Origin of the sequence: Flavobacterium sp., from assembly GCF_965277525.1 — a bacterium.
Taxonomy (GTDB): domain Bacteria; phylum Bacteroidota; class Bacteroidia; order Flavobacteriales; family Flavobacteriaceae; genus Flavobacterium.
The window spans coordinates 16244-30688 of sequence record NZ_CBDIDC010000005.1; the positions used below are offsets into that span (position 1 = coordinate 16244).

11 protein-coding genes and 2 pseudogenes are annotated in these 14445 nt (G+C 34.6%); 9 read left to right on the forward strand and 4 right to left on the reverse strand.

Annotated features, from left to right (window positions below; all coding sequences use genetic code 11):
- Window positions 1-19: 19 nt before the first annotated feature.
- The 4 genes from gldL to topA form a co-directional block, all read right to left on the reverse strand.
- Window positions 20-667, reverse strand: a complete 648-nt coding sequence (gene gldL / locus ACQY44_RS08395) for a gliding motility protein GldL (protein WP_428229937.1) — start codon at window positions 665-667, stop codon at window positions 20-22.
- Window positions 668-730: 63 nt separating this feature from the next.
- Window positions 731-2134 (reverse strand): gliding motility lipoprotein GldK, encoded by a 1404-nt coding sequence (gene gldK, locus ACQY44_RS08400; RefSeq protein ID WP_428229938.1) that lies wholly within the window; start codon window positions 2132-2134, stop codon window positions 731-733.
- 252 nt (window positions 2135-2386) lie between these two features.
- Window positions 2387-3538 carry a formimidoylglutamase gene (locus ACQY44_RS08405; protein ID WP_428229939.1) on the reverse strand — a complete coding sequence of 384 codons (1152 nt, stop codon included), beginning with the start codon at window positions 3536-3538 and terminating at the stop codon, window positions 2387-2389.
- 3 nt (window positions 3539-3541) lie between these two features.
- Entirely contained in the window at window positions 3542-6058 is a 2517-nt protein-coding gene (gene topA, locus ACQY44_RS08410; protein WP_428229940.1) for a type I DNA topoisomerase, read from the reverse strand.
- Window positions 6059-6661: 603 nt separating this feature from the next.
- On the opposite strand from topA, the gene miaB reads away from it, so the two are divergent.
- From miaB to groEL, 9 genes and pseudogenes are all read left to right on the forward strand, one after another.
- A complete protein-coding gene (gene miaB, locus ACQY44_RS08415) occupies window positions 6662-8107 on the forward strand; it encodes a tRNA (N6-isopentenyl adenosine(37)-C2)-methylthiotransferase MiaB (RefSeq protein ID WP_428229941.1) in 1446 nt (481 codons plus the stop codon).
- A gap of 44 nt (window positions 8108-8151) precedes the next feature.
- On the forward strand, window positions 8152-8541 hold the full coding sequence (locus ACQY44_RS08420) for a GxxExxY protein (RefSeq protein ID WP_428229942.1): 390 nt from the start codon (window positions 8152-8154) through the stop codon (window positions 8539-8541).
- Between the two features lie 195 nt (window positions 8542-8736).
- Window positions 8737-9990 (forward strand): sigma-54 interaction domain-containing protein, encoded by a 1254-nt coding sequence (locus tag ACQY44_RS08425; protein ID WP_428229943.1) that lies wholly within the window; start codon window positions 8737-8739, stop codon window positions 9988-9990.
- Between the two features lie 156 nt (window positions 9991-10146).
- Window positions 10147-10665 (forward strand): LptE family protein, encoded by a 519-nt coding sequence (locus ACQY44_RS08430; protein ID WP_428229944.1) that lies wholly within the window; start codon window positions 10147-10149, stop codon window positions 10663-10665.
- An 88-nt stretch (window positions 10666-10753) separates the two neighbouring features.
- A complete protein-coding gene (locus ACQY44_RS08435; protein WP_428229945.1) occupies window positions 10754-12259 on the forward strand; it encodes a tetratricopeptide repeat protein in 1506 nt (501 codons plus the stop codon).
- Window positions 12260-12262: 3 nt separating this feature from the next.
- Window positions 12263-12604 carry a preprotein translocase subunit SecG gene (secG, locus tag ACQY44_RS08440; RefSeq protein ID WP_428229946.1) on the forward strand — a complete coding sequence of 114 codons (342 nt, stop codon included), beginning with the start codon at window positions 12263-12265 and terminating at the stop codon, window positions 12602-12604.
- 142 nt (window positions 12605-12746) lie between these two features.
- Window positions 12747-13022: a co-chaperone GroES gene (locus tag ACQY44_RS08445; protein WP_012023920.1), complete on the forward strand. Its 276-nt coding sequence runs from the start codon at window positions 12747-12749 to the stop codon at window positions 13020-13022.
- A gap of 221 nt (window positions 13023-13243) precedes the next feature.
- Window positions 13244-13441: pseudogene (locus ACQY44_RS08450) on the forward strand (four helix bundle protein).
- Between the two features lie 58 nt (window positions 13442-13499).
- Window positions 13500-14426, forward strand: a pseudogene (groEL, locus tag ACQY44_RS08455) (chaperonin GroEL); the annotation flags it as partial.
- Between the last annotated feature and the right edge of the window lie 19 nt (window positions 14427-14445).

Genomic DNA, 14445 nt, shown 5'->3' on the forward strand with positions numbered 1-14445 from the left:
TATAATAGTCAAAAACTAATTATCCTTTGTTACTCATTGCAGAAAGCATACCACCATAAACATTGTTTAAAGAAGCAATGTTTGCAGTCATTGATTGCATTTGTTCTTTCAATTTAGAAGCATTTTCAGCGATTTCGCTATTTGCCTGTGCATTTCTTGCAGCACTTTCTAATTGTACTTTGTATAAGCTGTTTAATGATTCCATTTGTGCAGCAGCCATAGACATTTCTTCAGCATATTTCTTTTGTCCTGCAATAGAATCTACTGTTGGAGAAATTGCTTTTGCAGCTCCTTCGAAGTTTTTGATAGAATTACCTAAGCTTGACATTAATTCTCCGTCAATTTTAGCTTCTTTCAACATAACATCTAATTTTTGAGACAACAATCCTTGGGCATCAGATGGAGCTTCAACTTTATCCGCTTTTTTTCTAGCCTGACCGTTAGCTAACTCAGGGTAAACAAGAGTCCAATCTAACTCATCTTCAACTGGTTCAAAAGCAGAAAGTGCAAAGATTAACGCTTCAGTTACCAATCCAACTGATAACATCACAGTTCCTGTTAATGGTCCAATCTCAAAGTGAGTAATTTTGAATAAGGCTCCAACGATTACCACTGCCGCTCCCATACCATAAGCGAAATTCATTGCTTTTTTACTTAATAATGCCATAATACTTTTTTTTAGGTTTTAATTTAAAATAGATTTGATTTGGTTATTTGAATTTAATTATACTTACTTTTTAGTTTTTTTGCCGCTTCCTGTCGTTTGAGTTCCCATGTAATCCTGTACCGTTCTGAAACCAATATAACTTCTTGCAGAATCTGCATATTCGTGGTCACGAGTGCTTACCTGTAGGAAATAAGCAACATCTTTCCAAGAACCTCCACGAACTACTTTTCTTTGATTGTTTCCATCAATTACGTTTGGATTCATTGTAGAAACATATTCGTATGCATTTGGATTATAAGCTGAATCTGTCCACTCTGAAACGTTTCCTGCCATATTATACAATCCGTATCCATTTGGCTCATAAGATTTAGCCTCAACTGTATACAAAGCCTCATCAGCAGCGTAATCTCCTCTATTAGGTTTAAAGTTGGCTAAGAAACAACCTCTGTCACTCTTAGTATAAGGACCACCCCAAGGATAAGTAGCTGATTCCAGACCTCCTCTTGCAGCATACTCCCATTCTGCCTCTGTTGGCAATCTGAAAGCATTTACTAAATCACGTCCTTTTTTCTTAGATTTGATATAACTATTTTTATTTAATGTTCTCCAGGCACAGAATGCTTTTGCCTGTTTCCAGGTTACACCTACTACAGGATAATCCCCGTAAGCTTTGTGCCAGAAATAATCATTGTGCATTGGCTCATTATAAGAATAAGCAAAATCTTTAATCCAAACTGTTGTATCAGGATATACACTAACTTGTTCTGTTTTAACGAAGTCTTTTCTTTTACCCACTTTAGCTTTTGCAGCAGCCTGAATGTCCATCCAAGAATAACGGAATTTCAATTTATTGACATCAATTGTTCTCAAACCATTATATGATTCTTCAATTGGCAAATACATTGAATCCATTACTTCCGCATAATACTCATCCGGATATGCTTTAGTATCTTTAATTAATTTAACTTTTTTGTTTAATTTTCTTCCTGCATAAGGATCGTCTTTTGTACCTACACTATAGTAGTTATCATACATATATTTATCGTATGCCGTCATTTTATCCGGCTCTGAATCATTAAATGCATAATCTGAAATGCTTCCACCTTTTTTACCTTTATCACCAGTAGATTTTTGCCCGGTCTCATCAGCTAAAATAGCCAGACGAACTCTCATTGTAGAATCTTTTACCCATTCTACAAATTGACGGTACTCACTATTAGTAATCTCAGTTTCATCCATATAAAATGAACGAACTGTAACTGTTTTAGTCGGAGCGTCCTCCACATTAGCTAAATCAGCATCTGATTTACCCATAATAAAAGAACCACCCGGAACTAACGTCATTCCATAAGGTTTTTCAGGATGCCATTTCCCTCCTGTAACACCAACTAACTCACCTTTGTCTCCTGACTTACCACAGCCAATTACCAGTGTTAACATTGCTGCAAATGCAATAAACTTCTTCATATAAATTTGGGATTATCTATTCATTATTATAAGTCCGTAAACGTATTTATTATTTATCTAAAAAACAATACTAGTTGCGAAATTTATTTATCGTTCAAAAATAATGTTAAATAAAATAAAAAAAAAATATTTCATCGATAAACTAACCTAAAAAATCGACGTAACACGTTAAATTTTATAGTTTATATTTATTTTCTTACTAATACTATTTAACTAATTTTATAAAATTATGATTTTGCGTAAAAAATACTTTTACAAAGCATTTTTTCGCTGTGCTTTCCACCATCTTTCCGGCAATTCTTGATTACAAGCGCTCAGATATTCGTCGTATGAACACGGTAATAACGTATTTCTTTTCAATTTATTGTGACCATTTGACTCAAATGGAATTTCGATCCACCAACGATCTGTCTTGTCACTTTTATAAAAAACCAACTCTTCGTCTTCAAGCGGAACAATATATTTTAAGTACGTTGCTCTACTACCAAATGGATATTCTTTAGAACGATAGTGATAACCTTCTATAAAATACCAAACCATTTGCGCAATAATAACTGATTCCGGCGCAGTACTATTATGATTAAAGATTCCTAAACAAGAAACTTTATCACTAATACCTGCATATCTGGCCAGTGAACATATCTCTTTTCCGTTGAAACCATTTGGCTCAAAAGAGACCAAATTTCCTGATTCTGATGATTTTACAGAATTCAGATCTATACTTACCAGATCAGCATCCCTAAAAACAGGCTCTGCCAATGCAATATTATTCGAGATCTCTCCTAAACGATACGCATCAAAAAATAGTTTTTCAATCAAATCGATTTCTTCCTGCGAATTGTAATAGGTCTGATAACCAACATTACAATAATTAAACAGGTTATTCGGCTCATCTATAATAATTTTAGTCAGATAAGAATTAGCTGAAACGGTTTCATTTTCTTTACCAAAATCAAACTTATTGTCTACAGCGACCATATTTACCATTTGCTCTAAATCATCATAAGCGCGATACAAAGCATAAGTCAAATCCTGCGAACCTCCCAGGACTATAGGAATCACTTTATTCTTAATTAATTTAGAGGTTACTTTTTTTAATGCAAAATAAGTATCCTCTACTGAATCACCTGCACGAATATCTCCCAAGTCCGCAATAGATGCATCCCAATTACCGGGAAACATACTGTACAATCTCTTACGAACTGCATTTAAGTTAACTTCATTAATTACATTGCTGTTGCGACGATCTTCTAAAACACCCACTATTGCAATGGTAATTCTGCTAATATCAGGAAACTGATCTTGAGTATGCAAAACTATTTTGCTTCCCAATTCTTGTGAAGACAACGAACTAATGAATTTTAAAATTCCGTCATTAACCGGTTCTAGAAAATCAAATTCCATTTATTATTTCTTTTTAGCAGCTGTTTTTTTAGCTGGAGCTTTCTTAGCGGTTGTTGCCTTTTTAGCTGGTGTCTTTTTTGCCGGTGTTTTAGCTGCAATCATCTCCTGAACCTGAGCCAATGTCAATTTTGTAGCATCAACATCCTTACTTAATTCAATTTTGATTTTACCTTTTGTAATAACTGAACGACCCCAACGGGCCTTTTCAACCAAAATACCTTCATCTTCCCAGTTATGAAGCACTTTGTCTATATTTTTTTGTAATTTATCCTCAATTAGTTCTTCAACTTCTTGTTGTGACAAATTATCAAAATTGTATTTTTTACTTACGTTGATAAAAATGCCGTTCCATTTGATGAACGGACCAAAACGTCCCACACCTTTTTGAACACCTTCACCTTTGTAAACTGCGATTGGCGCATCAGCAATTGCTTTTTCATCAATTAGTTCCTGTGCTCTTTCTTTAGAAAGACTTAATGGATCTTCTCCTTTTGGCAACGAAATGAATACACTTCCGTGACGAACATAAGGACCATAACGACCATTACTAACTTCTACTTCTTCTCCTTTATATTCTCCTAAATTTTTAGGTAATAAAAACAAATTCAAAGCTTCTTCCAGCGTAATGTTTCCGATATTCTGATCAGACATCAAACTGGCGAACTTCTTATCTTCATCATCTGCTTCTCCAATTTGAGCCATAGGACCAAATTTTCCTAAACGAACAGAAACTTGTCTTCCGTCAGCATCTTTACCAAGGATTCTTTCTCCGCTTTCACGTTCTGCATTTGCTTCCACCTCTTTTACGTTCGGGTGAAATTTATCATAGAACTCCTTCATCATCACTGCCCAGTCAATATTCCCTTCGGCAATTTCATCAAAATCCTGCTCTACTTTTGCAGTAAAGTTATAATCCAAGATATTTCCAAAGTTCTTAACCAGGAAATCCGTAACGATAGTCCCGATATCTGTAGGAACTAATTTTCCTTTATCTGAACCTGTATTTTCTTTCAGCAACTTTTCACCTACTTTATTAGCTTGCAAAGTAAGTTGTGTATAATTACGTTCCTGACCTTCAAGCGTTCCTTTCTCAACATAATTTCTATTGATGATAGTAGAAATAGTTGGCGCATACGTAGACGGACGACCAATTCCTAATTCTTCTAATTTTTTTACCAAAGAAGCTTCTGTATAACGAGCCGGAGGTCTTGAATATCTCTCCGTTGCCGTAATATAATTGTTAACTAGCTTTTCGTTTACTTTTAATGCAGGCAACATTCCTTCTTGCTCCTCTTCATCATCATCGTGACCTTCTAAGTACACTTTCAGGAAACCTTCAAAAAGTAAAACCTCTCCGGAAGCTGTAAAAATCTCGCTGTGATTATTTGCCTCGATTTTTACGTTTGTTCTTTCTAATTGCGCATCACTCATTTGAGACGCCAATGTTCTTTTCCAGATCAAATCATACAAACGAGCCTGGTCACGATCGATATTTACAGTGTGACGTGACATATCAGTCGGACGAATTGCTTCGTGCGCCTCTTGTGCTCCTTTGCTTTTGTTTGCAAAAGTTCGGGGTTTCGAAAATTCTTTTCCGTATGATTTTATGATTTCAGCTTCAGCAGCATCCATAGCATCTTTAGAAAGGTTCACACTATCGGTTCTCATATAAGTGATAAGTCCCGCTTCGTATAAACGTTGTGCAAGCTGCATGGTGATCCCAACCGGTAAATACAATTTTCTCGCTGCCTCTTGTTGCAAAGTAGAAGTTGTAAAAGGGGCTGTTGGTGATTTTTTGGTAGGTTTGGTTTCTAAATCAGCTACCTTATATTGTGATCCGATATTTTTATTTAAAAAATCTTCGGCTTCTTTTTTAGTATTGAAGTTTTTTGGCAATTTAGCTTTGAAAGCTTTTCCTGCCTCATTTACAAATTCTGCTACAATTGAATAACTCGCAACTGCATTAAAATTCTGAATTTCACGTTCTCTTTCTACAATCAAACGAACTGAAACTGATTGTACACGACCCGCAGACAATCCTCCCTTAATTTTTCTCCATAAAACAGGAGACAATTCGTATCCTACCAAACGGTCTAAAACACGACGTGCTTGTTGTGCGTTTACTAAATTATAATCAATTTCTCTAGGGTTGTCGATTGCTTTAAGAATCGCAGACTTTGTAATTTCGTGAAAAACAATTCGCTTGGTTTTTTTAGTATCCAGTTTTAATTCTTCCGCAAGATGCCATGAAATAGCCTCCCCCTCGCGGTCCTCATCACTTGCTAACCAAACCATTTCGGCATTCTTAGATAGTGTTTTCAATTTGCTTACCAAGGCTTTTTTATCCGGAGAAACTTCGTATTTAGGTTTAAAACCATTCTCTACATCTACTCCTATTTCCTTTGATGGTAAGTCTGCTATATGTCCGTAACTTGACTCTACTTGAAAATCACTTCCCAGAAATTTCTCTATCGTTTTCGCCTTTGCAGGTGACTCCACTATTACTAAATTCTTTGCCATTGCTCTATTTTTCTGCAACAAAAGTATCTATTTTTTTTAAATATTACCTTCGAGAAATCATTTTTGAGTTATTTTAATATTATGTTTCGTAAAAATGCAGATTTATCTGTATCCCTACCTATTATATATATAGGTATAAATTTTAAAGGTTAATACCACGGAATATTCTTTTTCAAACTGTAAATCCGCAGCCCGGATTGTGGTGAAAAGCCCGGAATAAAAAACGAAAATCCGAAAATTGCTTCTTATAATACGTTTTAACCTCAGAAATTACAAATCTTTCAGAATCTTTTAATCTGTGGCAAAAAATTCAACCACAGTGTTCGCAAATTTTACGCAAAATTCACAAAGTTTGTTTGATCTGAAATATTTCAGGGTAAGTTCGAAAAGTTTTGAGAATGCTTTTAATCTTTTAATATGTGCCTTTAATTATTTTGGATTGTCATTTTAAATCTTATTACGAGATCTTAAAATGTGCTTTTAGCAACTACAACTCAATCTAAAATCAATCCCCAAACTTCAGTACTAAAATCTAAAATTTCTTTTCTGCCATCTTGTCATATTTACCGCATTTACGTTATCTTTGCACTTTGAAATTATACAATGGAAAAGATTATTGAGGAAAGCAAACAGGGTGAAAGTCTTGTTTTGGAGAATAAACCTGAGAATACTAAAAAACTTTTTATAGAAAGTTACGGTTGTGCGATGAATTTTTCGGACAGTGAAATTGTAGCTTCTATTTTATCAATAAACGGATATAATACCACACAAACCCTTGAAGACGCCGATTTGGTTTTGGTAAACACCTGCTCAATTCGGGATAAGGCTGAACAGACTATTCGCAAACGTCTGGAGAAATATAATGCCGTAAAACGTATTAACCCAAAGATGAAAGTGGGCGTTTTAGGCTGTATGGCCGAACGTTTGAAAAGTCAGTTTTTGGAGGAAGAAAAAATAGTCGATCTTGTGGTCGGCCCTGATGCTTACAAAGACTTACCGAATTTATTAGCAGAAGTTGAAGAAGGCCGCGACGCTATTAACGTAATTTTATCGAAAGAGGAAACCTACGGAGATATTTCGCCGGTTCGTTTGATGAGTAACGGAATTACGGCATTAGTTTCTATTACTCGTGGTTGCGATAATATGTGTACGTTTTGCGTTGTACCTTTTACCCGCGGACGTGAACGTAGCCGTGAACCTCAAAGTATCATGAAGGAAATTCAGGATTTATGGGACAAAGGCTTTAAGGAGATTACACTGCTAGGACAAAACGTTGACAGTTATCTTTGGTATGGAGGTGGTTTGAAAAAAGATTTCGTAAATGCCTCTGAAATGCAAAAAGCAACTGCGGTTGATTTTGATCAGTTGCTGGAAATGGTTGCGGTTGGATTTCCTAAAATGCGTATTCGGTTTTCGACTTCTAATCCTCAGGACATGCACGAAAGTGTGCTGCACGTTATTGCGAAGCACCCTAATATTTGTAAACACATTCACTTACCGGTTCAATCCGGAAGTAACCGAATTCTAAAAGAAATGAATCGTTTGCATACCCGTGAAGAATACATGACTTTGATTGATAAAATCAGATCGATTATTCCGAATGCTTCGATTTCACAGGATATGATTGCTGGTTTCCCAACAGAAACTGAAGAAGATCACCAGGATACCATGAGCCTAATGGAATATGTGAAATATAATTTTGGCTATATGTATTCGTATTCTGAGCGCCCGGGAACTTTGGCAGGAAGAAAAATGGACGATGATGTTGCCGAAGAAACCAAAGCCAGAAGATTGCAGGAAATTGTAGACTTACAGCAAAAACACGCCTGGTTCAGAAGCGAGGAATTCGTAGGACAAGTTGTGGAAGTCTTAGTTGAGAAAGTTTCTAAAAAATCAACTGAAGAATTCTCAGGAAGAAACTCTCAAAGTATTACGGTGGTTTTCCCAAAAGAGAATTATAAGATTGGGGATTTTGTAAACGTAAAAATCACAAGTTGCACTAGTGGAACTCTTAAAGGCGAAGCAGTGCTATTGAGCGAAATGAACTAAGTTTTTTACCGCAAATTTCACAAATTTTCACAAATTAATTCTTCATGACTGATACAACCGAATATTATTACAAAAAAGATCAAAACTACCAAATAGTAGGTATATGTATGGAAGTACATAGATTATTAGGTCCTGGTTTACTTGAAATTGTATATAAGGACGCATTAGAAATCGAATTCAAAAATCATAGAATTCCTTATCAACGAGAAAAGGAATTTTCAATTGAATATAAAGGAGTCATTTTGCCACATAAATTTTATGCCGATTTCATAGTTTATGATGACATAATATTAGAAGTAAAATCAGTAAAAGAAATATGTAATGATCATCTTGCACAGACATTGAATTATATGAAACTGGCTGATACTCCAGTTGGAATAATTGCAAACTTTCAAAACAAATCATTAATACATAAACGATTAATAAATTCATAAAACAAATTTGCGCTAATTTGCGTAATTTGTGGTTAATTTAAATATAGTCATATTACTCAAAAAAGTTCTCGTCCGATTTCAAATAAATTCGTGAAATTCGTGGCAAAAGACAAAATATTATTTGTGGTTTTAAGACTCGTATACATTCCGTAACTTGAAACTTGAAACAAACAAAAACTTGAAACAAAATTTTACATGGAAACAGTTCAAGCAATAAAACAGCGATTTGAGATTATTGGAAATGATCCGAAATTAAATCGTGCCATCGAAAAAGCCATTCAGGTTGCTCCTACTGATATTTCGGTAATGGTAACTGGGGAAAGTGGTGTTGGTAAAGAAAATATTCCAAGAATAATACATTCGCTTTCACACAGAAAGCATGGTAAATATATTGCGGTAAACTGTGGTGCAATTCCTGAGGGAACTATTGACAGTGAACTATTTGGTCACGAAAAAGGCGCTTTTACAGGAGCTACGAGCACCCGTGAAGGTTATTTTGAAGTAGCCGATGGCGGAACTATTTTCCTGGATGAAGTGGGTGAATTACCTCTAACAACCCAGGTTCGTTTGCTTCGTGTGCTTGAAAATGGCGAATTTATAAAAGTAGGTTCTTCTCAGGTTCAAAAAACAAATGTGAGAATTGTGGCCGCTACAAACGTGAACTTATTCAATGCTATTGAAAAAGGAAAATTCCGTGAGGATTTGTATTATCGTCTGACTACTGTCGAAATTACTTTGCCACCCTTACGCGAAAGAAATGAAGACATTCATTTATTGTTTAGAAAATTTGTTGCTGATTTTGCGCATAAATATAAAATGCCTCCATTAAAACTAGATGATGATGCAGTACAGCTTTTGCAAAAATTCAGATGGAACGGAAACATTCGTCAGTTGCGAAATGTGGCAGAACAAATCTCTGTTTTAGAAACCAATCGCGATATTACGTTAGCGACTTTAAAATCATATTTACCTACCGAGGGAAGCAATTTACCTTCTGTAATTAATGAAAAGAAAAAAGAAAGCGATTTTAGTACCGAAAGAGACATTTTGTACAAAGTTCTTTTTGATATGAAAAGTGATCTGAATGATTTAAAGAAACTTACTTTGGAATTGATGAAAAATGGTACCAAAGTACAAGACATCAATCCAAATTTGATTCAGAAAATATATGGTTCTCAGGAAAATGAAAGTGAAATAGATTTTGAAGAAGAACCAAGAACAGCCGTCATGACACCTGCAACCCGCGAAGACAATTATCAGCTTCAAGATGATAATTATTTGTTTGCCGAGACCATTGAGGAAGAAGAGGTTTTACGTTTAGAGCAAAAAGAAATCGAAATGATCAAAAAGTCATTAGAAAAAAATAAAGGAAAACGAAAAGCTGCTGCTGATGAATTAGGCATTTCGGAACGTACTTTATATCGAAAAATTAAACAATTTGATTTATAAATAAAACAGAAAATTTCAAAAAATAAATTCCAAATTCCAAATTGTTATATTTGAAAAAAATTAGATTTCAAACCAAAATGTTTGAGAATTGCAAAGCAATTTTTAAAAATGGAATTTGGAATTTAAAAAGATGAAATTTCACCCTACATTCATTTTATGAAAAAAATATATTCTTTATTTGCCTTAATGAGCCTCTTTATGTTAAGTGGCTGCTCAGTTTATAACTTTACAGGAACAGGAAAAATTGATGCCAAAACTTTTCAGGTTAACTTTTTTCAGAATAATGCGGATTTGATCGAGCCCGGAATTGATAGACAATTCACGTTGGCTTTGCAGGATTTAATTCAAAATCAAACCAATCTAAACTTAGTCAGCAATAGTGGAGACTTGGTTTATGAAGGAGAAATTGTAGATTACAGAACGACTCCAATGACGGCAACTGCTGTGACATCAGGTGGTGATGTTGGGGCAGCACAAAACCGTCTGACAATTCGTGTACAAGTTAGGTTTACCAATAAAAAGAAAGAAACAGATGATTTCGAAAAATCGTTCGAATTCTATTATGACTATCCGGGAGCGACATTGCCTACGGGAGCTATTTTAAATACAGCCATTCAAACTATTTTCGAGAGAATTACGCAGGATATCTTTAATGAATCATTAGCAAAATGGTAAAATTGTTTATTTATTGAAATCGGTTAATTCTTTAATCGATTCTCTAAAAGATTAAACTTAAACAAACAAAACGATTAAACAATAAAAAATGAATGTAACTGATTATACGTACTTAATGAACAAACCGGATGCTATTACTGAAAAGCAAGCGGATGCATTAGGAAGTGTTTTGAATGAATTTCCATATTTTCAAAGTGCCAGAGCATTGCGATTAAAAGGACTTTACAATCAAAATAGCTTTAAGTATAATTATGCCTTAAAAGTTACGGCCGCTCACACAACTGATCGTGCCGTTTTATTTGATTTTATCACTTCAGAAGATTTTACTTCTATTCAGAATGAATATTATGATCGAAAACTGAGAGATCTTTTAGAAATAAAAGTATTCGACAGCGAGATTGTTTCTTTTGAAGAAATCAAAAAAGCAACTGAAGTTCGAATTGATCCAATTGAGCAATCTATTCTGAATTCTATAAAAGAAGCAACTAATGTTACTTTTAATGAGCCTGAAAAAATAGAAAACAAAACAAGTACGCCAAGTAACGAGCCATCCATTACCGATACTTTTAAAGAAGTAACAACAACCGCTGCTTTTGAAGAACCTGTAAAAATTGAAGAACTTAAAATTGAACCTGTTATTACGGAGCAATCCATTTTAGATACTTTTAAAGAAGTAACAACTACTACTTTTGAAGAACCCGTAAAAATCGAGGAACCTGCAGTTGCCCCCATTACAGAACAATCTATTTTAGATACTTTTAAAGAAGTAACAACTACTACTTTTGAAGAACCTGTGAAAATGGAGGAGAAACCAATTGATCCAATTATCGAGCTATCTATTTTAGAATCTATCAAAGAAGCTTCAAATATAACTTTTGAAGAAGCTCCAAAAACAGAAGAACCAAAAGAACTAATTGCAGAGCAACCTATTGCACCTTCTATTAAAGAAACGATGCCAACATTTTTTGAAGAAATAGTAGAGGAAGAAATTCCGGAAGTAAGAATTGATCCAATCGAACAATCGATATTGAATTCTATCAAAGAGGCTTCAACGGTCGTTTTTGAAGAACCAAAAATAACAGAAATACCAAAAGAAACTGAAGTTCCGGAAACGGTAAAGATAGCCGAAGAAAATCTAGAAATAGGAAAGCCATTGGATTTCTCTGTTAATGAGAAACATTCTTTTCAGGAATGGCTGCAATTATCACGAACAGAACCCATTGACAGGACAGAAGGGCCACAAGAGGCAAAAGAAGTCCAAAAAACGGCGAAACTAAAGGTTCAAACTGAAATAATTGATGACGAGAAAAAGAAGAAGGCAGAAATAATCGATAAATTCATCGAAACAAACCCAAAGATATCTCCTATAAAACAGACTGCAATAGTACCAGCGGTACAATTCGATCTCAATACAGACGATAATTCTTACTTAATGACAGAGACTTTAGCCAGAGTATATTTGGAACAAAAGAAATATACAAAAGCAATACAAGCATATGAAATATTAATTTTGAAATATCCAGAAAAAATTAGTTTCTTTGCAGACCGCATTTCGGATATAAAGATTTTACAACAAAATAACAATAATAATTAAACAATGAGCACATTTTCAATTTTTTTAGTTTTAATCACAATAGTTTGCTTTCTATTGATCGTAGTAATCATGGTACAAAACCCTAAAGGAGGCGGATTGTCTTCTACTATTAGTGGAACTCAAATGTTAGGTGGAGTACAAAAAACAACAGACTTTTTAGATAAAAGTACTTGGACATTGGCTACTATTCTGATTGTTTTAATATTACTTTCAAGTTTAAGTTTTCCTGGTATTTCAGGTGGAACTGACTCTAAAATCATTGAAAGATCTGAAACTCCTGCTGCTACTGCACCAGCTGTTCCAGTTCAACAAGCGCCTGCTCCGGCAACCCCTGCAGCAAAATAATAATTTTGATATAAATAGAAAAATGCCAGCCTGTCAAAGCTGGCATTTTTTTTAGGAAATAATGTCAGTTTTATGAGCATGGCATAATTTCTGAAATCCAATAGAACATAAAAAACGTATAACTTATAATAAATATAAAATCATGGCCTTAAACATTAAACCGCTTTCAGATCGCGTACTTATTGAGCCTGTTGCAGCTGAAACAAAAACTGCCTCAGGTATTTTTATTCCGGATACTGCCAAAGAAAAACCACAAAAAGGAACTGTTGTTGCAGTAGGAAATGGTTCTAAAGATCACACTATGACTGTAAAAGTTGGAGACACTGTACTTTATGGTAAGTATGCAGGAACAGAATTAAAACTTGAAGGAACTGATTATTTGATTATGCGTGAGGATGATATCCTTGCAATTATCTAAAAATTGCTATACGCTGCTATAGGCTGTAGGCTACAGGCTTCCTAGAAGATCTTAAAGCATATTGCCTAAAGCTTAAAGCAAAAACAAATGAGAGATTTTAAAAAATACCATATTTGGCAGCTAAGTCATTCTTTCACTTTAGAAATTTATAAAATAACTTCATTCTTTCCAATGAAGAATTATATGGATTAACTAGTCAGATTAGAAGAGCATCTTCTTCAATTCCAACTAATATAAGTGAAGACTGTGGAAGAAATAGCGACAAATAATTCAATCAATTTCTCAATATAGCTTTAGGTTCTGCCAGTGAAACAGAATATCTTTTGATTTTAGCTAAAGATTTGCAATATCTTAATAATGAAATTGCAGAGAATCAAATAGAAAAAATCAACAGTATAAAAGCAAAATTTACAAATTAAAACAAAAATTAATTCAGCAGTAGAAAGCTTAAAGCCTACTGCCTAAAGCAAATAAAAAATGGCAAAAGATATAAAATTTGATATTGAAGCACGTGACGGATTAAAACGTGGTGTTGATGCATTAGCAAATGCTGTAAAAGTAACTCTTGGACCAAAAGGTCGTAATGTAATTATTGGTAAATCATTTGGTGGACCAACTGTTACTAAGGATGGTGTTTCTGTTGCAAAAGAAATCGAATTAAAAGACCCATTAGAAAATATGGGCGCGCAAATGGTTAAAGAAGTTGCTTCTAAAACCAATGATTTAGCGGGTGACGGAACTACAACTGCTACAGTTTTAGCTCAGGCAATCGTAAAAGAAGGTCTTAAAAACGTTGCTGCAGGTGCAAACCCAATGGATTTAAAACGTGGTATCGATAAAGCTGTTGAAGCTATCGTGGCTGACCTTGCAAAACAAGCTAAAGTAGTTGGAAGTGATTCTGATAAAATCAAACAAATTGCTTCTATCTCTGCCAATAATGACGAAGTGATTGGGGAACTAATCGCTACTGCTTTTGCAAAAGTGGGTAAAGAAGGTGTTATTACTGTTGAAGAAGCTAAAGGAACTGACACAACTGTTGATGTTGTTGAAGGTATGCAGTTTGACAGGGGTTATATTTCTCCATACTTCGTTACAAACAGCTGAAAAAATGCAGGCTGAATTAGACTACGCCCTATATTCTTATTATATGACAAAGAAGTATCTTCTGCAATGAAAGATATTACTTACCTGTTTTAGAAAAAGTTGCACAAAGTCAGGTCGTCCGTTAATGATTATAGCAGAAGATGTTAGATGGCGAAGCGCTAGCAACATCTGGTAGTAAATAAATTACGTGGCACTATTAAAGTTGCTGCAGTTAAAGCACCAGGTTTTGGCGATAGAAGAAAAGAAATGTTAGACTGATATTGCAACTCTTAACAGGCGGGACGGTAATTTCTGAGCGAAAGAGGTTAGGACTTTATAA

Bases quoted from the DNA above. Each gene is read 5' to 3' on its own strand.
- ACQY44_RS08445 (WP_012023920.1), top strand. From the start codon at position 12,747: ATGGCCTTAAACATTAAACCGCTTTCAGATCGCGTACTTATTGAGCCT.
- ACQY44_RS08435 (WP_428229945.1), top strand. From the start codon at position 10,754: ATGAATGTAACTGATTATACGTACTTAATGAACAAACCGGATGCTATT.
- secG (WP_428229946.1), top strand. From the start codon at position 12,263: ATGAGCACATTTTCAATTTTTTTAGTTTTAATCACAATAGTTTGCTTT.
- topA (WP_428229940.1), bottom strand. From the start codon at position 6,058: ATGGCAAAGAATTTAGTAATAGTGGAGTCACCTGCAAAGGCGAAAACG.
- ACQY44_RS08420 (WP_428229942.1), top strand. From the start codon at position 8,152: ATGACTGATACAACCGAATATTATTACAAAAAAGATCAAAACTACCAA.
- ACQY44_RS08430 (WP_428229944.1), top strand. From the start codon at position 10,147: ATGAAAAAAATATATTCTTTATTTGCCTTAATGAGCCTCTTTATGTTA.
- ACQY44_RS08405 (WP_428229939.1), bottom strand. From the start codon at position 3,538: ATGGAATTTGATTTTCTAGAACCGGTTAATGACGGAATTTTAAAATTC.
- gldL (WP_428229937.1), bottom strand. From the start codon at position 667: ATGGCATTATTAAGTAAAAAAGCAATGAATTTCGCTTATGGTATGGGA.
- gldK (WP_428229938.1), bottom strand. From the start codon at position 2,134: ATGAAGAAGTTTATTGCATTTGCAGCAATGTTAACACTGGTAATTGGC.
- ACQY44_RS08425 (WP_428229943.1), top strand. From the start codon at position 8,737: ATGGAAACAGTTCAAGCAATAAAACAGCGATTTGAGATTATTGGAAAT.
- miaB (WP_428229941.1), top strand. From the start codon at position 6,662: ATGGAAAAGATTATTGAGGAAAGCAAACAGGGTGAAAGTCTTGTTTTG.